The organism is Corynebacterium sp. KPL3927 (assembly GCF_040225835.1).
Lineage (GTDB): Bacteria > Actinomycetota > Actinomycetes > Mycobacteriales > Mycobacteriaceae > Corynebacterium.
Genome location: NZ_JBEHGD010000002.1, coordinates 126874 through 145552, shown reverse-complemented (window position 1 = coordinate 145552; position 18679 = coordinate 126874). Strand labels below are relative to the sequence as shown.

At 57.3% G+C, this 18679-nt stretch carries 19 protein-coding genes and 1 tRNA gene; 10 read left to right on the top strand and 10 right to left on the bottom strand.

All coding sequences use genetic code 11. From position 1 onward, the window contains the following. The first annotated feature begins 14 nt into the window (after window positions 1-14). Genes ABRP86_RS02260 through ABRP86_RS02250 form a run of 3 tightly spaced genes read left to right on the top strand, consistent with a single transcriptional unit; the run spans window position 15 to window position 4167 of the window. Window positions 15-1448: an ABC transporter transmembrane domain-containing protein gene (locus tag ABRP86_RS02260; protein WP_349862262.1), complete on the top strand. Its 1434-nt coding sequence runs from the start codon at window positions 15-17 to the stop codon at window positions 1446-1448. Next, window positions 1448-3190, top strand: coding sequence for an ABC transporter ATP-binding protein (locus ABRP86_RS02255; RefSeq protein WP_239268043.1), 1743 nt, complete (start codon window positions 1448-1450; stop codon window positions 3188-3190). Before ABRP86_RS02260 ends, ABRP86_RS02255 begins: the two co-directional genes overlap by 1 nt. 20 nt (window positions 3191-3210) lie before the next feature. Further along, window positions 3211-4167, top strand: a complete 957-nt coding sequence (locus tag ABRP86_RS02250; protein WP_239268045.1) for a CE1 family esterase — start codon at window positions 3211-3213, stop codon at window positions 4165-4167. On the opposite strand, the gene ABRP86_RS02245 is transcribed toward ABRP86_RS02250, so the two are convergent. Next, the gene (locus ABRP86_RS02245) at window positions 4164-5414 is read right to left on the bottom strand and encodes a site-specific DNA-methyltransferase (RefSeq protein ID WP_239268047.1); all 1251 of its coding nucleotides are present in this window, start codon (window positions 5412-5414) and stop codon (window positions 4164-4166) included. The two genes, ABRP86_RS02250 and ABRP86_RS02245, sit on opposite strands and share 4 nt — an antisense overlap. A 161-nt stretch (window positions 5415-5575) precedes the next feature. Here ABRP86_RS02245 and ABRP86_RS02240 point away from each other — a divergent pair, with 161 nt between their 5' ends. Next, window positions 5576-5773, top strand: a complete 198-nt coding sequence (locus ABRP86_RS02240) for an antitoxin (protein ID WP_239268049.1) — start codon at window positions 5576-5578, stop codon at window positions 5771-5773. 88 nt (window positions 5774-5861) lie between these two features. On the opposite strand, the gene ABRP86_RS02235 is transcribed toward ABRP86_RS02240, so the two are convergent. The 4 genes from ABRP86_RS02235 to ABRP86_RS02220 form a co-directional block, all read right to left on the bottom strand. Continuing rightward, window positions 5862-6479, bottom strand: a complete 618-nt coding sequence (locus ABRP86_RS02235; RefSeq protein WP_239268051.1) for a response regulator — start codon at window positions 6477-6479, stop codon at window positions 5862-5864. After that, window positions 6472-7608 (bottom strand): sensor histidine kinase, encoded by a 1137-nt coding sequence (locus ABRP86_RS02230; protein WP_349862283.1) that lies wholly within the window; start codon window positions 7606-7608, stop codon window positions 6472-6474. The genes ABRP86_RS02235 and ABRP86_RS02230 overlap by 8 nt, the downstream gene beginning before the upstream one ends. Continuing rightward, complete coding sequence (locus ABRP86_RS02225; RefSeq protein ID WP_239275251.1) at window positions 7608-8363, bottom strand: ABC transporter permease; 756 nt, start codon at window positions 8361-8363, stop codon at window positions 7608-7610. The genes ABRP86_RS02230 and ABRP86_RS02225 overlap by 1 nt, the downstream gene beginning before the upstream one ends. Before the next feature lie 83 nt (window positions 8364-8446). Then, the gene (locus ABRP86_RS02220; RefSeq protein ID WP_035108509.1) at window positions 8447-9373 is read right to left on the bottom strand and encodes an ABC transporter ATP-binding protein; all 927 of its coding nucleotides are present in this window, start codon (window positions 9371-9373) and stop codon (window positions 8447-8449) included. A 96-nt stretch (window positions 9374-9469) separates the two neighbouring features. Here ABRP86_RS02220 and ABRP86_RS02215 point away from each other — a divergent pair, with 96 nt between their 5' ends. Continuing rightward, window positions 9470-10039, top strand: a complete 570-nt coding sequence (locus ABRP86_RS02215; RefSeq protein WP_005279264.1) for a cadmium resistance transporter — start codon at window positions 9470-9472, stop codon at window positions 10037-10039. 59 nt (window positions 10040-10098) lie between these two features. Here the strand turns inward: ABRP86_RS02215 and ABRP86_RS02210 are convergent. From ABRP86_RS02210 to ABRP86_RS02200, 3 genes are all read right to left on the bottom strand, one after another. Then, window positions 10099-10172 (bottom strand) — tRNA-Pro (locus ABRP86_RS02210). 76 nt (window positions 10173-10248) lie between these two features. Continuing rightward, on the bottom strand, window positions 10249-10647 hold the full coding sequence (locus ABRP86_RS02205; protein ID WP_239268056.1) for a YchJ family protein: 399 nt from the start codon (window positions 10645-10647) through the stop codon (window positions 10249-10251). Then, complete coding sequence (locus ABRP86_RS02200; RefSeq protein WP_005279261.1) at window positions 10647-11807, bottom strand: bifunctional alpha/beta hydrolase/OsmC family protein; 1161 nt, start codon at window positions 11805-11807, stop codon at window positions 10647-10649. The genes ABRP86_RS02205 and ABRP86_RS02200 overlap by 1 nt, the downstream gene beginning before the upstream one ends. An 87-nt stretch (window positions 11808-11894) precedes the next feature. Between ABRP86_RS02200 and secA2 the strand changes: the two genes are divergently transcribed. The 5 genes from secA2 (at window position 11895) to ABRP86_RS02175 (ending at window position 16895) form a co-directional block, all read left to right on the top strand. Further along, the gene (gene secA2, locus ABRP86_RS02195) at window positions 11895-14186 is read left to right on the top strand and encodes an accessory Sec system translocase SecA2 (protein WP_239268060.1); all 2292 of its coding nucleotides are present in this window, start codon (window positions 11895-11897) and stop codon (window positions 14184-14186) included. Between the two features lie 85 nt (window positions 14187-14271). Further along, complete coding sequence (odhI, locus tag ABRP86_RS02190; protein ID WP_005279257.1) at window positions 14272-14706, top strand: oxoglutarate dehydrogenase inhibitor Odhl; 435 nt, start codon at window positions 14272-14274, stop codon at window positions 14704-14706. A gap of 100 nt (window positions 14707-14806) precedes the next feature. Continuing rightward, window positions 14807-15553, top strand: coding sequence for a transcriptional regulator FtsR (ftsR, locus tag ABRP86_RS02185; protein WP_023030770.1), 747 nt, complete (start codon window positions 14807-14809; stop codon window positions 15551-15553). A 38-nt stretch (window positions 15554-15591) separates the two neighbouring features. After that, the gene (locus ABRP86_RS02180; protein ID WP_239268062.1) at window positions 15592-16185 is read left to right on the top strand and encodes a bifunctional nuclease family protein; all 594 of its coding nucleotides are present in this window, start codon (window positions 15592-15594) and stop codon (window positions 16183-16185) included. Between the two features lie 146 nt (window positions 16186-16331). Further along, on the top strand, window positions 16332-16895 hold the full coding sequence (locus ABRP86_RS02175; protein WP_005282882.1) for a MerR family transcriptional regulator: 564 nt from the start codon (window positions 16332-16334) through the stop codon (window positions 16893-16895). Window positions 16896-16956: 61 nt separating this feature from the next. Here the strand turns inward: ABRP86_RS02175 and ABRP86_RS02170 are convergent, their stop codons facing one another. After that, window positions 16957-17754 carry a vWA domain-containing protein gene (locus ABRP86_RS02170; protein WP_239268064.1) on the bottom strand — a complete coding sequence of 266 codons (798 nt, stop codon included), beginning with the start codon at window positions 17752-17754 and terminating at the stop codon, window positions 16957-16959. A 48-nt stretch (window positions 17755-17802) separates the two neighbouring features. Next, window positions 17803-18615 (bottom strand): 3-methyladenine DNA glycosylase, encoded by an 813-nt coding sequence (locus tag ABRP86_RS02165; RefSeq protein WP_255716742.1) that lies wholly within the window; start codon window positions 18613-18615, stop codon window positions 17803-17805. Between the last annotated feature and the right edge of the window lie 64 nt (window positions 18616-18679).

Sequence of the window (18679 nt, the reverse complement as noted above, 5' to 3'; positions counted from 1 at the left end):
TAGAATGGCTTGTTATGGCAACACTTCCAGAACCATCAGATCCGCGGTGGTTGCTGAAGACTGTCTTCTCTCGGCCTGGGATGACCATCCCCGCGGCCGTGTGCATGGCTATCTCTTTCGTGCTCAACGGCACAACGTCGGTCATCGTGGGCTATGCCATCGATGAAGCGGTGGTGGAAGGATCGATAGGGCGACTGTGGTGGTGGCTTGCACTTCTGGCCCTAGCCTTCGCCGTTAATGCCGTCACTGGGTGGTGTGGCCGCGGGCTCAACGCGCGCAGCATGCTGGTCATCGGCCACGACGTGCGCATGGCCATCACGGATCGGATTATGGATCCCAAAGGGATGGGCGGGCCGAAACGCACGCCAGGGGAGTTATTGGCCATTGCCTCAACCGATGCGACCCGTGTGCAGAATGCCGTGATGATGACGGTGTTCCCGGTGGCGGAGATTACGTCGATCATTTATGTCGCGGTGATGACCAGCCGGGTGAATGTGCCGCTAGGTGTGGCCATTTTATGCGGCGGTCCCATCGTGGTGTGGGGATCGCTGCGCTCGGCTGGTCCCTTGCGCAAGCGCTCTGGTATCCGGCAAGAAGCATTGGGCCGGGCTAGCGCGACGGCGACGGATATTGTCCATGGCCTGCGCATTATTAAGGGGATCGGGGCGATTGGTACGGTGCGCAAGCGGTATGCGGGCGATTCCGATGCCGCCTACGAGCGAACCGTTGAGGCCAATGCAGCGCAGGCAGGATTGAATGCTTCTACCGAGGCGCTCGGGTCCATTTATGTCATCGCCGTCGCCGTTGCCGCCGGCTACCTGGCGCTGGATGGGCAGATGAGCATTGGTGAGCTCATTATGGTAATTGGCCTTACCCAATTCATCATTACCCCGATGACCATGCTGGGAAGAAATATTGCCTCCCGGTGGGCCGCGGCGCAGGCGAGTGCGCAGCGAATCGTGGGCCTGCTGAGGGCTCCCGGGCTTCCCGGGGACGCCGCACCACAGGTGCCGGCGCTACGGCCGGGTATCACCGCCATCGATGGACATGCTCCGGAAGAACTGCGGGAGCTGGCCCGGGAAAAATTCATCGTCGTACCACACGAGGTCATGCTGTTTACCGGAACCGTGCAGGATAATATTCATCCGGATGCAGATACGGCCGCACGGGCCCTAGAGGTGGCCGCGGGTGAGGATATTCCCGGTGGGCTGGACCGCGCCGTGGGTGAGCGCGGAAACAACCTGTCCGGCGGCCAGCAGCAACGAGTCGCCCTTGCCCGCGCTATTGCAGCGGATCCGGAGGTGCTTATTCTCTCTGATCCCACCACCGCGGTCGATTCCGTTACCGAGCAAGAGGTAGCCCACCGCGTTGCGGACTACCGGAAGGATAAACCCACCATCGTCTATACCTCGGCGCCTGCGTGGCATGCAGTGGGGGTGGAGTCCTAATGCGTTTTCCCACCACCACGTGGCCACAGGTGCGAAAGGTTGTGGCGCAGCAGTTATCGGCGATTCCGCATGCGCGCCGGCGCGCCCTTATCGCCGTGGTGTTCTTGATAGCCGGGGCAGCAGCCAATGTCACCATCCCGATCCTGCTCGGCAAGATTGTCGATGCCGTGACGACGGGCGCCAGCATCGCCCTCCTCGGAGTCCTGCTCATCGGGGTCGCGGGCGCGTCTGCCGCTTTATCGGCGGCGGGATTCTATGTTCTGTCCCAGCTGACCGAGCGCGTCATCGCGTCCCTGCGCGAGGATATAGTCTCTACGGCACTCGGCCTTCCCACACACCGCGTCGAGGATGCCGGAACCGGGGACTTGGTATCGCGTTCTACTGATGACGTGGCGGAGCTTTCCGCCGCGGTTACTGAGACGGTCCCCGTGCTGGCAAAGTCCATTTTTGCCATTGCCTCGACGGCAGTAGCGCTGCTTACGGTGGATTGGCAATACCTCGTGGTTATTGTTGCCGTGACCCCGCTGTATTTCTTAGCCGGCCGGTATTACCTGCGGCTCGCCCCTGACCGGTATGCCGCTGAGCGCGCCGCCATGGCGGACCGCGCCCGCAGGCTTTTGGAAGCGATTCACGGCAGGGACACGGTGCGCGCGTTCCGCATGGAAAATACGATGCACGATCGGATCGGCGCGGCTTCAAGGCGTGTGGTGGAAGAAGGATATAACGCGCGCCGGACGATGATGGTGCTCCAGGCCCACCTCACCGGCATTGAACTGGTCTTATTAGCCAGCGGTTTGGCGGTAAGCTTTTGGGTGGTGCAGGCTAATGCGCTTACTGTTGGAGCGGTCACCGCGGCGATGTTATTGCTCATTCGCCTGCGCGGGCCGCTGATGGGGCTGATGCGCGTGCTAGATACGGTGCAATCCGGGTATGCCTCGTTGGCGCGCATCGTGGGCGTGGTCATCGATCCGCCCGCGCCGGTACCGGATAGCGGTGCACCGAGGGGCGATGGCAGCGTGGACATGCGGGATATTTCCTTCCGCTATAGCGATAACTCATGGGCCGTCGAGGGCCTCAACCTTGCGATTAAGCCGGGTGAAACGGTTGCCCTCGTCGGGGCGTCTGGCGCCGGGAAATCCACCGTGGCTGCGTTGCTCGCGGGCTTGCGCGTTCCGGATAAGGGCACCGTGCTTGTCGATGGCGTCGAGGTCGCGCTGCTTTCCGATGCCGAGCGTATCCAGCGCCTCGCCCTCGTCTCCCAGGAAGTGCACGTCTTTTCTGGGAGTCTGCGCGAGGATCTAGCGCTCGCGGCGCCGCAGGCTACCGATGCGGAAATGGTGCAGGCGCTGCGCCAAGTGCAGGCTGACTGGTTCTTCGAACTAGAAGCGGGCCTCGATACCATCGTGGGCGCGCAAGGCATGCCGTTGGACCCGGTGGCGGCACAGCAATTGGCGCTTGCCCGAATCGTGCTGCTGGATCCCCGCATCATCATCTTGGATGAAGCCACGGCGGAAGCAGGCTCGGTGGGTGCTGAATCCTTAGAGGACGCCGCAGAGTCAGTGATGGAGGGGCGAACCGCCTTGGTTGTTGCGCATCGCCTGGATCAAGCCTCGCGTGCCGATGCCATCGTGGTCATGGATAATGGCCGGGTAGTAGAACAGGGTAGCCATGCAGAGCTGCTAAATTATGGGGGCCGTTATAAACAGTTATGGGCCGCTTGGCAGAAGGGACGAAAATCATGAGACGGAGGCCGGTGCGTGCGATGCTGAGCACCGCAGTCTTGTGCTGCGTGGCGGCGCTGGGGGTGTCATGCGCAAATAACGAGGAAGAATCGGGCTCGGCGGCACGCAGCGAAAGCACGCAATCGCACGGTTCAGCTGCCTCGCAGCTCGGGATTCCTACCTCTGCGCCGCTCAGTGGCCCAGAACCCGGATCCTATACGACGATTAACTTGCCGTCCGGGCGCTCCTTCATTCTTAGCGTGCCGGAAAATTATACGGCGCAAAAAGAATGGCCCGTAGTATTGGCTTTCCATGGCTGGGGGCAGTCAGCGGAAAACCTGCGCGGCTATTCCCGCCTCGATGCGGCACAAGCCATTACTGTATTTCCCGCAGGAAAGGAAAAAGCGTGGAGCCCGGCCCCGTACGCGGAAACCAGCGGGAGCGAGGACAAGAAATTCGTGCTCGATATCCTCGATTCCCTGCGCGCGACCTATAACGTCGATGATTCCCGGCTTTATGCCACCGGCATGTCCAATGGCGGCGGTTTTGCTGCCTACCTGGCCTGCCAGATGCCCGGCATCTTCCACTCGGTCGCCACCATTTCCGCTGCTTATTATGAAGATATCCTGAAAGACTGCGCCCATGAACCGGTAGGGCGCCTAGATATGCACGGTACCGATGACCCCGTCGTGGGCTATTACGGCGGGACCCGGCATAAGACCAAGTACTTCTCCGTCGAATCCGTCCTGGAGCAAGACCGCAAGCGCAATAAATGCTCGGAGAAGGTAGACACCAACCGCTTGGTCAATAATGCCCTCGATATGCATTGGAGGGGCTGCTCCGCACCGCTGGAGCATATCCGCATCGGTGGCGGATCCCACGTGTGGCCGGGTGGCCTTGGAGATAAAAATAATGAAGTAGGAAAGTTCTTCGCCACTGACCGCGTCTTGGACTTCTTCGGCATTCCGGGTAGGCCCGACGGCACCCGCGAAACTTAGGGCGCGCGGTAGGCTCGGAAAGAGGACTCAGGCACCGATCGCACGCGCTCTACGCAAATATCCGCCACGCTGAGAAAGCCTGCTCGGTGCGCCGAACTGTCCGGGGCGGTGGGCTCTGGAATTTGCACCAAATGAAAACTGCGCCCGCCCTTATCTTCTCGGTTGAGTTCGATGACCGCCTGCGCCGTGGTGCCTGAGCCTGCGAAAAAGTCGAGCACACGGGCATCGGGCCCGCCGCCAATGGCGATGAGGTGCTTGATAAGGCGCACTGGCTTAGGAAACTCAAAGATTCCCTCTACGCCCATCACGTCCTCTGCGTCGCGGCGTCCGGCGCGCGTTACGCCAAACCTTTGCCCATCGAGGATGGAACGCGGCCGCGCCCCTGTTTTTTGATAGTTCTTGGTGTAGACGAATCCGCGCCGAAAGACCAGCTCATCGTAGCGCTTTTCCACCATGTCCTTGCCCCAGCGCCAGCGCGCTACCCGGCTGTGGCCTGCCGGTTGGTCCGGCCAGTGTTGCGTGCCATCGGGTGAGGAAATGGGAAAATCGAGCGATGGCAGGTACCCCAGGGTCTTAGAGTCAAGGCGCACCAAGGAGTATTTGCCACGTTCATCCTCGTGGTTATATTTGGTGCTCGTATAGCCCTCAGCATCTACGTTGAATCCGGGGTTATCCGGGGTCTTGGCATAGCAGAGGATGTATTCGTGTTCTACCACCGCATACTTGGAATCGTTTTTCCCAGTGCCGGCTTTTTTCCAAATGAATTGCCCGGCATAGCAGCCCTCGCCAAAAACCTCGTCTAAAACCTTGCGGGCATTAGCGGCCTCGTCCTCTCCAATGGAGACGAATATAAAGCCGTTCTCCGCCAATACGCGCCGCGCCAGGATGAGCCGCGGGAGCATCATGGACAGCCACTCGGCGTGCCATTGGGCATAGCTGCCGGAATTTACTTCGCGCCGAGCGCGGTAATTATCGCGGTAGACAAAGTCCCGGCCGGTGTTATATGGCGGGTCAATGTAAATGACATCAAAGGTCTCGCCCGTGGAAACCCAGTGCTGTAGCACAGGCAGGTTATCGGCCAAGTGGATGCTATTGGGCGTGGTAGTAGAGCTGCTTAGCTCAGCATCGAGCTCGAACTCGGCGGCTAGGGGAGCCTCTGCCACACTGCGCGCGGCTTGCTTGCCAGGCCATACCAGACCAAAGAATTCCGCGGAGTTGCAGTTTGCACCAGGGCTGGTGTGCGTCATTAGTTGCCTTTTTCGTGCGAGCTGGTCATTGGTCTCATTAACGCTATCACTTTAAAACTTCTGGCCCCCTTTGGTGGCGAAGTCCCGGCAGTGTCATTATCGTGGGCGGTGTTGCCGCGCACGGCAATGGTTAGATGAAGTAAACAACGAAAGGATTAGCAATGGGTATCTTTGACAAGGCAAAGGAAGCACTGAACTCCGAAAAGGGCGAGGAAGTTACCAAGGAAGGCTTGGACAAGGCCGAGGACTTTGCCAAGGACAAGCTGGGCGAGGACAAGGCAGACCAGGTAGACAAGGCCCGCGACGTCATTGATGACAAGCTCGGCACCAATAATGACGGTGACGACGAGAACAAGTAGTTCTCGCCCTAATTTCTAATTAGAAAAACGAATATCACTGAGCCCCGTTCGTATGCCGAACGGGGCTCAGTCTTTTCCTACACCTGATTTAAATCCAGCCTTGAGTTTGGGCTTTCGTAGCAGCCTCGTAGCGGTTGTTCGCAGCGGTTTTTGTCATGATACTTGACACGACGTTGCGTACACTGCCTGGGCTAAGATGCACTTTGCGCGCCAGTTCTGAGGAAGTCACCCCAGATAATAAAAGCCGCGCGATTTCTCGTTCCCGGGGTGTGAGCGGGTTGTCCGGGGTAAAAAGACTCTCTCGTGCCAGGGCAGGATCGATCACCCGCAGCCCAGCCTTTACTCGGCGAATTGCCTCCGCGAGTTGTTCTGGTGGAGTGTCTTTGACTATGAACCCAGCGATGTTGGCATCAATAGCACGTTTTACATAGCCGCCGCGGCCAAAAGTAGTAACGATGAGACATTTGCATGGGCTGCTGGAGAGTTCTTCAGCTACGTCTAGACCGCTCTTTCCAGGCATTTCAATATCGAGAAGAGCTACCTCCACGTTGTGCTTGGCGACGAGCCCCGCAACCTCGTTGCCCGTTGCGCATTGAGCAACTACCTCGATATCTGGTTCGGCAGCTAGGAGAGCAGCAAGGGCTCCGCGAACCAATGATTGATCCTCTGCGATAAGGATACGGATGGGTGGAGATGTATCAGCCATCGGACTCCACTTCACTGTCTAAGGGTAGTAACTCAGTATCACCATTCATAGTAATCAGCGCTACGGTGCGATCGTCCTTCCTCATAAAAATCAACTTTCCGCCGCTGTCCTCTATTCGCTTGTGAAGCCCGTGTAGCCCGCCACTTTGGTACTGCTTTTTCGGATCGAAGCCGCAACCATCATCTACGACTTGGAGCTTATTCTGGGATATGCTTACCCAACAGTGCTCTGCTCCTGAGTGGCGAATAACGTTAGTGGTGAGCTCACGTAATGCCCAGGAAAAGGCGGCGTCATAAAGACCTACGGCTCGGACGTTGGCAGGAAGATGCGCTTGAATCCCTGTAGTATCGAACGCTCGCCGTGCTGCCTGAACTTCTCCCTCGAAGGTCGGCATGCGCATCCGGGTAACTGTGGAGCGGACTTCTGCCAAACTCTTACGGGAAAGGTCACTTATTTCTTGAAGCTCGTTTCGAGCTCGAGTTGGATCTACGTCTACTAGCCGCTGTGCCAACTCAGATTTTAAATTGATGACGGTAAGCGAGTGACCGAGCAAATCGTGAACGTCGGTGGCAATGTCTTCGCGTTGGCGAGCGAGATCGAGTTGATGCTCCAAATCCGTGCGCGAGTCTTCTCTTTGAGACATTGTGCCTAGCATCACCAGCAAGATTGGCCAGCCGAATATCACAATGAATGTCCCTAAGAGGTCTTGCGAATCGACGCTCCATAAGGCACCTGTAACTACGAGTCCGGTAAGAAGTACCCATAATAATGCCCGGCGCAGCGGTAATTGAAACCCGAGGAAAGCAGCTAGATAGGGCACAAATGTCGTAGCATAAACTCCGAAGAAGGGTATGGAGATAAGTGCTATGAGCGCTAAGGCAGACCACCGAGCGGCCAAGCGATAACGTAAGTTCCAGCCCCGCGGGTAGTAATTCACCGAACCAAAGCTGAAGAAATATACGGCGCTGAAAGCGATAACACAGGCAGTGGATCCTAGGCGCTGCGTAGCGTCCACACCAGGCTGAGCGAAATTCAGAATTAAGCTGAAGAACAGAAATATAAGCCAAACGCTGGCAAACACCGCATTATTTGTAGCGAATCCCGTAAAGGGCGAGTGGAATGAATTCATTATATTCGTGATTTGTCGCGGTGGAGCAGCGCTGCGCAGGCTCCGACGAAAATTGCGGTCCATACGGCGAAGTTTAGTCCCGCGCTCCACAGGGAATGGTTAACCGTGCCATCGGCATCATTGAGCAGTTGCATCCCTTCTGCCAATGGCCATTGAGCCAACACGACTGGGCCAAAAAGGGGTGTAAAGCGGCCAAACGCCATAAGTGAGGAAGATAGAGGGATAAAGACATTGGCGGCGAACAGCAGGAGGACAATAGAGGAAGAAGCAATGGCCACGGAGTTATCCGTCGGTAAAGCAAGTGCCCAGATCATCCCATATAAGCCAAAGGGAATAGAGACAACAGCGCACGCAAGAAAGGACAGAACCCATTGGTGGGGCTCCATGTCAGCCTTAGTTAATGCACCAGTGAGAAACACTGCTGCAATGGGGAGCAGAGCTTGCAATGCTATGGATGTGATATTCGCCCAGAGGATCTGGTGAGGGCGCAGCGGAGTAAGCGCTAGTTGGCGTCTCCAACCGGACCGAGCATCAGTGACTGAAGAAGCAGCGGCTCCCACCGCACCGGCGACGCCACCGTACAGGGCCATGCTGATCATTTGGAGAGCTGCAAAGTTACCGTTGTGAATAGGAAGGCTGCCAAAGTCCATTAGTGTGCTGAAAAGTAAATAGAAAAATACCGGCAAAATGGTGGTGAAAAATAGCGGGGCGAGGTTGCGGCGCAGCCGGAGGAAATTGTACCCAGCAAAACGCATTGTGTTACTCAACGCAGGCGCGGTGGAACTATTAGACATGGTTGGAATCTTTCGTTTGGGGGGCTGGCGGGAGGAGAATTGGATTAGTTGTGCTCATCGGTGAGAGCGAGGAAAGTATTTTCCAGACTATGAGCGCTAATGGTGAGGTCATAGGCGCCTGTGTGGTTAAGAAGATGACGGGCCAGTGAATCCGAATCTGAGGTAGTCATTTGAATGTGATCTCCAGTGCGGGTGACTTCGGTAACGCCTGGTAGCGCACTCATTGGAGGGATACTGCCGTCAAATTGGGCCGTAATTCTTCGGACCTCGCCGCGGCTACGTATGTCAATTACCTTGTCATCGGCCACAACTTCCCCTTTGTGCAGAAGCACTATCCTTTCAGCAAAGTTGTCCGCTTCTTCGAGATAGTGTGTCGCGAAGAAGATGGTGCGCCCGAGCTCAGCCTGGTGCTGCATGGACGCCCAAAAATCCCGGCGAGCGCCTGGATCCATACCGGCAGTCGGCTCGTCAAGGATGAGTATCTGTGGGTCACCCAGGAGCGCAAGCGCGAAACGAAGACGTTGTTGCTCGCCGCCGGAGCACTTGCCCACTCGTCGAGACAATATCGGTTCTAAGTTGGTGTGATGTGCGACCTCGCCAATGTCTAGGGGCTGGGCAAAGGTAGCGGAAATCATCTTTAAGGTATCGCTTACGGTGAGCTCGGGGAGAAGACCTCCGGATTGGAGCACCGCTGCTAGCTGTGTGTTGTTGATCGCTTCCTGGGGGCTTTTGCCTTGGACTGTAATAGCGCCGGAAGAAGGTTCGGTAAGGCCCAAGATAAGGTCAATGAGTGTGGACTTTCCAGCGCCGTTGGAACCTAACAACGCTACGATTTCTCCGGTGGCGATGGAGACTGATACGTCATTCAGTGCTCGCACTGAATGCGAGGAGTTCGCTGCGAAGACTTTTTCTACGTCGCGTACCTCAATCGCTGTTGAGGAACCTGAGTTAGGGATACGTGTAGTTTTCATGTCTTGCACTTAACTACGTTTGCGCTTTTAATAGCAGGGGTCGTGTCACGAAGTTTCCATGACAATTGTCATCGGTGGATACGTTAAGCTGATTATGTGATTACTACTCTCGCATCCGCAATCGTCTTATTTATCGTCACCAATATCGACGATATCGTTGTTCTCTCGCTGTTCTTTGCCCGTGGCGCGGGCAGGAAGGGCACGACCAAAGCCATTCTTTTGGGGCAATATCTGGGATTTTTAGGGATCCTCGCGGTCTCTGTAGCACTTGGCCTGGGACTTAGCGCTATTCTTCCGGAAGACTGGATACGCTTTTTCGGGCTTATTCCCTTGGCCATTGGCCTCTGGGCAGCCTGGGAGGCCTTTCGCGGGGAAGAGGACGATGACGTTTCCGGAAAGAAGCTCAGCGTCGCTGCGGTAGCCGGGGTCACCTTTGCCAATGGCGGCGATAATATCGGAGTGTACCTGCCGGTATTTACCACGTCTTCGCCCTCAGACATCGCGGTGTACTGCATCGTATTCCTCGTTTTGGTCGCCGGCCTTGTAGCGGTAGCGAAGTTCGTGGCCACACGGCCAGCCGTAGCAGAAGCGCTAGAGAAGTGGGAGAGCGTGTTATTTCCCACGGTGCTTATCCTATTAGGCCTTGCCATCCTTTTTGCGGTGTAGACGAGGCATACAGAAAATCCCACGGCCGAAGAGTTACTCCATAGCCGTGGGATAATTTGTCGGGCTAACAGGATTTGAACCTGCGACCCCTACACCCCCAGTGTAGTGCGCTACCAAACTGCGCCATAGCCCGGCGTCGCATTATTTCTTGCGACTGCCCTAGATTACATCAGGATAATTCCACAGTGAAATCTAGGCCGTGACCTGCATTAAAGCTCGCCGGTGGAATAGACCCATGCGCCATTAAGGCGCCGGAAAGACGATCGCTCCCGCTGGGAGCCCACTGCCTCGCCCTTGTAGAAGGCCTCAAATTCCACGATGCCTTCATCGTCTACTAGGCCACCGCGCTCGGTATCGAGGATATCGAGGCGGTAGAACCGGATGGGGGAGTCGGCCAAGTCCAATGAGCTCGGCCGAGTCACCGGATCCCAGGTGCGCAGGAGGTAGTCCTCATCGCCGCTGACGAAGGCGCTAAAGCGTGACCGCATGAGGGCCTCCGCCGTGGGAGCTTTGGCACCAGCGTGGTACTTGCCGCAGCATTCGCCAAAGCTCAGCCCGCTCGTGCAGGGGCAGCGGCGGGAATCGGCGATGGGGTTGAGGGCCACCATTAGTTGGCGTCCACGATATCGGTGATGGTGGCGCCGGCGGCCATGCGCTCGATGTCGGTATCGCGCGCGGCTACGCGCAGTGCATCGACCTCGGAATCGTCCAAGGAGCCTTTTAGTTCGATGCGGCGCTCGAAAGAGGTGGAACCGGTCTGGGTGATGGTCACGTGGACATCGTCAAGCGCAAGCTTCTTGCCGGCTTCCTTGATGGCCTGGGTGGAGGCAGCTGCCAAGGCCGACATGAGCAGGCCGGTTGCGGTAAAGCCCTTGCCCTTGCCGCCTTCCTTTTTGGTCCGGTCCGCGGTAACGGAATGATCATTGTGGCGCACCACGACACCGAATTTGGTGCCGATAGCAGGGCTGGCAACGGCGGCATCCGTACCCACTTCCTCGGGTTCATAGTCGGGGACGATAAACTGCCGCGACCATGCACCGATGAGATCAGCGGCGCGGGCCGCCGTACCCTGTTTCGTCAGCAGGTGATCGGCCTTATCCAACGAGACGAGGGACTTGGGATAGCGGGTCATGCGGAAAATATTTTGCGCATTGTCGATGCCCACCGTTTGGTCGATGGGAGAATGCAGGGACAAGAGTGGCTTGCGCAACCGCGGCAGGTATTCCTCTGGGTTGGTTTCTGCCAAATCCTCTAGGAATTTACGCGAAATGGTCAGCGCCCTGCCGCCTAGGACGACCTCGACCTCGCCATTAGCGTCTACCTCGCCGATCTTATCCGCGTAGTGCAGCACGGAGTGCGCCGGATCGAAGGGGGCGCCGATGGTGGCAACGGCCCGAATCTTTTTCATTGCCGTGGCGGCCTTGAGCACCGCCGCACCGCCCAGGGAGTGGCCAATGAGCATCTGCGGTGCGGAATAATGTTCTTCTAGCCAGTCCGCTGCGGCGCGGATATCGTCGACATTCTGGTTAAACGTAGTGTCCGCAAACTCGCCTTCTGATTGCCCCAAACCGGGGAAATCAAAGCGCAGCGTGGCGATGCCGAATTCCGTTAATTGCTTCGAGGTGCGGGCCGCGCCAGGGGTATGGCGCGAGCCGGCAAAGCAATGCGCGAAGACGGCGAAGGCGAGAGGTGGAGCATCAGGAAAGTCGATGGTTCCTGCCATCTCGGTTCCTCGGCTGGACGGCAGCTTAACATTGACGGATTGCATGGCACCTACAATAACGGCCCCATAAGTTCCAAGCCAGATGAGGTTGACTAGAGTCGTAGGCAGCCAGCCCCTAAAGGAGGAATTGTCGTGGGAGCATTCGATTGGTTCTGGAAAGCGATGGGCTCGCAAAGCGAGCGAAACGATAAGAAATCCAAGGCCATCGTGGATGAAGCTCGCTCCGCCGCGGAGAAACTCGCACAGAGCGACGATGCTGCCGTAGCTCAAGCCGCCCGCGATGCGGTGCGCGGCGGCGAGGTCGCTGACAAGGCCCAATTCCTGGGTGCCCTTGCCGTAGCGTGTGAACGCACCCTGGGCCTGCACCCATTCACCGTGCAATCGCAGGCGGTACTGCGACTGCTTACCGGCGATGTCATTCAAATGGCTACCGGTGAGGGCAAGACGCTCGTCGGCGCGATGGCCGCTACGGGTTTCGCGCTGACTGGGAAGCGCGTCCACGTCGTGACGGTCAATGACTATCTGGCCAGCCGCGATGCCGAATGGATGCGGCCTGTCGTGGAATTTTTTGGGCTGCAGGTAGCCTCCGTGACGGAGGGCATGAGTGCGGATGAGCGCCGCGCGGCCTATGCACAGAATATTATTTACGCCCCCGTTAATGAATTGGGCTTTGACCTTTTGCGCGATAATCAGATCACCGAACGCGCACAGGCGGTGCAGGCTCCTGGCGATGTCGCCTTGGTGGACGAAGCCGATTCCGTCTTAGTTGACGAGGCTCTTGTACCGCTGGTGCTGGCCGGAAACCGCCCGGGTGAGGCTCCCACGGGGCAAATTACCAATGTGGTCTCTCGGCTGCGGGAGAACCACGAGTACGTCATCTCAGATGATGGGCGCACGGTGCAGCTTACCGATGTCGGCGCAGCCCGCGTAGAGCGAGAGCTCGGCATCGATTCCCTTTATTCCGAAGACAATATCGGCACCGTCCTGGTCAAGGTCAATTTAGCGCTGCACGCAAAGGCGCTGTTGATCCGCGATATTCACTACATCGTGGTGGACGGCAAGCTGCAGCTTATCGATGCCTCCCGTGGTCGCGTCGCCGACCTGCAGCGCTGGCCCGACGGGCTGCAGGCTGCGGTAGAGGCTAAAGAGGGCTTAGAGGTCTCTGAGGGCGGGCGCATCCTCGATACGATTACACTGCAAGAACTCATGCGCAGGTACCCGTTGGTCTGCGGGATGACGGGCACTGCGGTAGAGGCCACCGACCAGCTGCGGCAGTTTTATGACCTGCACGTTTCCGTTATCGATCGGAATAAGCCACTGCAGCGCTTCGATGAACAAGATCGCATTTTTGCCACCATAGGGGAGAAGTCGACGGCAATCGTTGAAGAAATTGCCCGCTTGCACGATGCTGGTCAACCAGTACTTGTGGGAACCCAAGACGTTGCGGAATCGGAAAATCTGGCGGCGGCGCTGCGCGATCGCGATATCGAAGTCAACGTGCTTAACGCCAAAAATGACCGCGAAGAGGCACAGATTGTTGCCGAAGCCGGCGATGTGGGGCGGGTAACCGTCTCCACACAAATGGCCGGCCGCGGTACGGACATCAAGCTCGGTGGCGCCGATGAGGCCGACCACGATGAGGTGGCTGAGCGCGGCGGGCTCGCCGTGATCGGAACCTCTCGGCACCGCACGGCGCGGCTCGATAACCAGCTGCGCGGGCGTGCAGGGCGCCAAGGAGACCCAGGCTTGGCGCTATTTTTCGTCTCCCTGGAGGATGATGTGGTGCAACAAGGCGGGGCTGGGGAAAAGGTCAGTGCGCAACCTGGCCCTGGCGGGCTCATCGAATCCAAGCGGGTGCAGGGCTTTGTCGCCCATTGCCAGCGGGTGACAGAGGGCCAGTTGCTAGAAATTCACGCCCAGACCTGGAAGTATAACCAGCTCTTGGCGGATCAGCGCATCATCATTGATAAGCGCCGTGCAGCGCTATTGGATACGGACCAGGCATGGCAGGAACTAGCTGAGCGCGCCCCAGAGCGGGCGAGCGAGCTTGCGGATATCCCGGAGGCAGTGCGCATCCAGGCGGCGCGCGAAATTATGCTGTATCACCTAGACATGGGCTGGGCCGATCACCTCGAGCTGCTCGATGATGTACGTGAATCCATTCACCTGCGCGCCATCGCGCGCGAGACCCCAATTGACGAGTATCACCGCATTGCGGTGCGCGAGTTTAAGGACTTGGCGCAGCGGGCGGTGGATCAGTCAGTAGAGACCTTCAGACAGGTGCCTATTGACTCTGAGGGGGCACACCTTGCAGACTCTGGGTTGAACCGTCCAAGCGCAACGTGGACCTATATGGTCTCTGATAACCCCCTTGCGGGGCAGGGAAATTCCGTGTTGAGCGGCATCGGAAACATTTTCCGGTGAAATAATTGCCCACTGAGAGATCACAGACTCGGAAGAGTCGCTATTATTGGTATAAGTAACTCAAAACTAGTCCCCGGAGGTAACAATGAGCGAGAACACCGGAACCCCGGAACCACAGGTGGAGACCACCTCTGTATTCCGCGCTGACCTGCTCAAGGAAATGGAAAATGGCACCAAGGGAACCGATACCTCTGCGGTAGGTACGGAAAACCTGGAAGATGGCCAGGCGTTGCTCGTCGTCAAGCGCGGCTCCAACGCCGGTGCCCGCTTCTTGCTTGATCAGGACACCACCACGGCAGGGCGCCACCCGGAGGCAGATATCTTCCTGGATGATGTCACCGTTTCCCGCCGCCACGCTGAATTCCGCAAGAATGATGACGGCCAATTCGAGGTAGTAGACGTGGGATCCCTGAACGGTACCTACGTCAACCGCGAGCCACGCAATTCGCAGGCGCTCGAGGTTGGAGATGAGATTCAGATCGGTAAATTCCGCCTCGTCTTCATCACCAAGCAGGACTAAAACTGCAGCAGACAAACCGTTTTGCCGGACTCGGTTAAAGCGGTTTAGTCTCATTTTTATATCCAACGACTACTGAGACACCTGTAAAGAGATAGACACAGTGAGCGCAGCAGAATCCGCGGCGGCATCAGCTCGCCGCAAGAGCCCGAACACGAAGAAGGCTAAGACCATGTCCATTGGCGTGGTCTTAGAAACGCTGAATCAGCAATTTCCTGATGTCACTGTGTCCAAAATCCGCTTCCTCGAATCAGAGGGGCTGATTTCTCCCCAGCGCACCGCCTCCGGCTACCGCCGGTTCACGCAGGAAGACGTGGATAGGCTGCGCTACATCTTGACCACCCAGCGGGATAACTATACCCCGCTCAAGGTCATTCGCGAGCAGCTGGAAGCAATGGATTCCGGCCAGGTTACCGCCATTGTTTCTGCTGGCAATGCAGAGACCTTGCTTTCCCCGCAACAGTTCAAGGCTCCCGCGGTAACGCGCCTGACCGATGCCGAGGTAGCAGAGCAAGCCGGCGCATCCGAGGCGGATATTGCCACCTTTATCAAAGATAAACTGATTAAGCCGGATGCCGCGGGCTTTTTCAATACCGACGACGTGGCCATTGCCTCCGCCGCAGTGGCGTTGCAGGCTTTCGGGTTTAGCGCTAGCCAGCTGAAGTCCCTGCGCAATAGCGCCCGCCGCCAGGCGGATTTAATCTCCCAGGTCGCAGCCCCCGTGGCGCACTCGAATTCCGATACCGCGCACCAGCAGGCAGAAGAACTATCCCAGCAGATGACGGCGCTAGTGGTTTCTTTGCATGCCACCTTGGTTAAGACGGATTTGCGCCACGAATTTAACGCCTAACTCACCATGGCCGCCTCCCGTGTGGGAGAGTAATAGCTATGAGTGATGTAACCCTTGAATTTCACGGCATTCACCAGCTTGGGCCAGAAGATGATGTCTGCGCACTGCTGCGTTGGCCCGAAGAAAATCGCCTCATTCCCATCTGGCTCTCCGCCGTAGACGGAATCCAATTGGCAGCAGTTTTTGCTGACCAGCGCCCGAACCGCCCCACGACTCACGATCTTCTCTGTGAGGTCTTGGAGGCTGCAGGTGGCGTCGAGGCCATCGAGATTGTTAACCACCATCAAGGCACATTCATGGTGGATATTCAGACCGCGCAAGGCGAGGTTTTTGATGCTCGTGTAAGTGATGCCTTGGCGGTAGCTGACCACTTTAAGGTACCCATTCTTGCAGAGTCTGCGCTTTTGGCGCAGGTATCCGTTTTCGCCAGCGAGGAGGACATCAAGGAATACTTCGACCTTGAACTTCCTACCCCCACCCAGGACGGGCGAGATAGCGATGCTTCCTCTGCTGAGGAAAGCACCTCTGCATCTGGAAACGCGCAGGCCGATGCCGATTTTGAAGAGATGATGCGCAGCCTTGGCATGGATGAATCCGATTTCCACACGGGGGAAGAAGACGGAAAAAATTAATGACACGCGTGTGACTAATGGTGACAATGTGGTTTTTAAAGTCTAAAGTTGTACTCGAAGGTTAAGCAAGCACCGCTTGACGGGGGTGTGCGCTTGGCATTTAATTGATCTTTAGAGCTTCCAACAAACCCCATTGGAGTAATTACGTGAGCATCACCGAGGACACTCAGTCCGAGTCCCAGTACGTCCAAGAATCCCTCTTTGATGTGGGACCGGACGAAGAAGTGGGGTACCGCGTGCCCATCGCCTGCCAAGTTGCTGGCATCACCTACCGCCAGTTGGACTACTGGGCACGCACCAACTTGGTCAACCCCTCCATTCGCACCGCCCGCGGCTCGGGTTCGCAGCGCCTCTATTCTTTCAAGGACGTCTTGGTCCTCAAGATTGTCAAGCGCTTGCTCGATACCGGTATTTCCCTGCAGAATATCCGCTTAGCCGTGGAATCTTTGCATGACCGCGGCGTTAACGATCTGGCTGAACTCACCCTCGTCTCTGATGGCACCACCGTGTACGAGTGCCGCTCCAATGATGAGGTCATTGACCTTCTCGCCGGCGGTCAGGGTGTCTTCGGCATCGCCGTACCGGGAATCTTGAAGGAACTGTCCGGCACGATCACGTCCTTCCCCGCAGAGCGCATCGAGGAATTGCCCGATGACAATGTGGTTGGCCTCGATGAGCTTGCCGCCCGCCGCAATCGCAAGAGCTCCTAAGCCTGCTTAAAAGTTCTCCCTCCAGACCCCAGCTCACGGGGGTGGAGGGAGAACTTTTTGGTTAAACCCCAGCGGCCTTATCCATCGCAGCGTTGAGGTCCTTTTGCGTACCCGCATCGACACTAGTGAAGTTGTCAGCAGCGTCCTTTAGCTGTTCATCGACTTCCCCTGGGCCCACGTGGACAACGGATAGCTCTACGTTGTCTGACTTGGCACCGTCAAGGGAGGCTGCAAACTGGGCATCGTCTATGTCGAGCTCAGTACCGGTCGTAACGAGGACGACCCGTGTCTTTCGGTTGGTGTCAGCGGCTTGATCCGCTGCGGTATTCAGTGCGGCGATTGTAGCGCTGCGCGATTGCGGCACACCACCGGTGCCGAGTGCCGCGAGCGTATCCGGAACCGCAGAGCCATCGCCGAATCCGAGGTTATCGCGGTAGCCTACCGCCGCGGCCTCCGAAATGGGAGAAGAATAGTTCCACAAGGCTACCTGACTATTGTTGTCACTCAATTTTTCCGCAGTGCCAGATAGCGCCTGTTGCGTTGCATCAAACATCGCGGTCATATTCGCAGAAGTATCAACGAGGAGGAGAGTATTGGGTGCCATGTCCACGGTGGAGGAGGAAGCCTCTTTGCCCTCTTCGCCGTCGTCCGACTCCCCAGGAGCGGACGAGGAGTTTCCTGGGCTGCTTTCCACGGGGGATTGGGACGCGGTTTCTGCGGCTGTAGGCTCTCCAGAGTCATCCCCAGCGCGCAACAGGAAAATCAATGGTGTGATGACGGCAATGATTGCGATGATGGTGACCGCGATAACCCAGCCGGCTAGTGCGAATCTGTTTTCCCCGTTTGAGTGCCGTGCCATATAGTGCCTTTCTCCAAAACTCCCGAGCCAGCGCATGATGCGTTTAATCTAGTGTAACTGGCAATAAGCCCTTTCCATTACTGCGACAAGCCGCTCACGCAGCGGTTGCGCCCGCTGCGCTAGGCCTCGTTGACGATTGACATACGTCGCCTTACCCTCTGGTGTTTCAATAGGAACTACCCCAAGGCCCCAATTACGGCAATCGTACGGAGAGGCCTCCATGTCAAGGATGCGGGCATCGATAGCCAGGTCCAGGCAATCGAGGAAGAGATCTCCTGGGACCAAGGGACCGAGCTTCCACGCCCATTTATAAAGATCCATGGTCACGTGCACGCAGGCTGCCTGGTCGTTGGCCGGTTGATCCTCACGATTGAGCACCGTCAAGTTGAGCGGACGCGCTGGCGGGGTAAAGAAACGGAACGCATCATAATGCGAGCACTTAAGGGAGTGAGTATCAACGACGCGGTTGGTTCCTTCTGCGCCCAAGCGCAGCGGGAGATCGTGGCGCGGGGAATCGGTGTGGTAAACCATCGCCCATTCATGCAGGCCAAAGCAATCAAAGTGCACCGGGTTGGTGGAAGAGCGCCGCAGCAGATCCAAAATATAGTCAACGGAACTGCCGCGGCGTTGCATGTAGGACTCCACGTCCACGGTGATGCCGTCCGCAGTCTCGTGGTAATCGCGCCAGCTAGCCTGCGGCGCGTCACCCTCGAGCGCCGTGTCGATGCCCGGATGCCAGCGCTTTAGATGCGACGGGCGGACAGGGTAGTACTCAAAGAGGAAATCAAACACGGGGTGATAGCTGCCCGGATGGCGAAACCTTTCCAAGCGGTCAGCCGCCCGCCGCTCGTGCTCATTCATGCGGGCTGTCCAATCAGCGGTAGATAAAACCTGCACGCGCGAATCCTCCTTTCTGTTGCGCTAG

Bases quoted from the DNA above. Each gene is read 5' to 3' on its own strand.
- ABRP86_RS02260 (WP_349862262.1), top strand. From the start codon at position 15: ATGGCAACACTTCCAGAACCATCAGATCCGCGGTGGTTGCTGAAGACT.
- ABRP86_RS02255 (WP_239268043.1), top strand. From the start codon at position 1,448: ATGCGTTTTCCCACCACCACGTGGCCACAGGTGCGAAAGGTTGTGGCG.
- ABRP86_RS02250 (WP_239268045.1), top strand. From the start codon at position 3,211: ATGCTGAGCACCGCAGTCTTGTGCTGCGTGGCGGCGCTGGGGGTGTCA.
- ABRP86_RS02245 (WP_239268047.1), bottom strand. From the start codon at position 5,414: ATGACGCACACCAGCCCTGGTGCAAACTGCAACTCCGCGGAATTCTTT.
- ABRP86_RS02240 (WP_239268049.1), top strand. From the start codon at position 5,576: ATGGGTATCTTTGACAAGGCAAAGGAAGCACTGAACTCCGAAAAGGGC.
- ABRP86_RS02235 (WP_239268051.1), bottom strand. From the start codon at position 6,479: ATGGCTGATACATCTCCACCCATCCGTATCCTTATCGCAGAGGATCAA.
- ABRP86_RS02230 (WP_349862283.1), bottom strand. From the start codon at position 7,608: ATGAATTCATTCCACTCGCCCTTTACGGGATTCGCTACAAATAATGCG.
- ABRP86_RS02225 (WP_239275251.1), bottom strand. From the start codon at position 8,363: ATGCGTTTTGCTGGGTACAATTTCCTCCGGCTGCGCCGCAACCTCGCC.
- ABRP86_RS02220 (WP_035108509.1), bottom strand. From the start codon at position 9,373: ATGAAAACTACACGTATCCCTAACTCAGGTTCCTCAACAGCGATTGAG.
- ABRP86_RS02205 (WP_239268056.1), bottom strand. From the start codon at position 10,647: ATGGTGGCCCTCAACCCCATCGCCGATTCCCGCCGCTGCCCCTGCACG.
- ABRP86_RS02200 (WP_005279261.1), bottom strand. From the start codon at position 11,807: ATGCAATCCGTCAATGTTAAGCTGCCGTCCAGCCGAGGAACCGAGATG.
- odhI (WP_005279257.1), top strand. From the start codon at position 14,272: ATGAGCGAGAACACCGGAACCCCGGAACCACAGGTGGAGACCACCTCT.
- ABRP86_RS02180 (WP_239268062.1), top strand. From the start codon at position 15,592: ATGAGTGATGTAACCCTTGAATTTCACGGCATTCACCAGCTTGGGCCA.
- ABRP86_RS02170 (WP_239268064.1), bottom strand. From the start codon at position 17,754: ATGGCACGGCACTCAAACGGGGAAAACAGATTCGCACTAGCCGGCTGG.
- ABRP86_RS02165 (WP_255716742.1), bottom strand. From the start codon at position 18,615: ATGAATGAGCACGAGCGGCGGGCGGCTGACCGCTTGGAAAGGTTTCGC.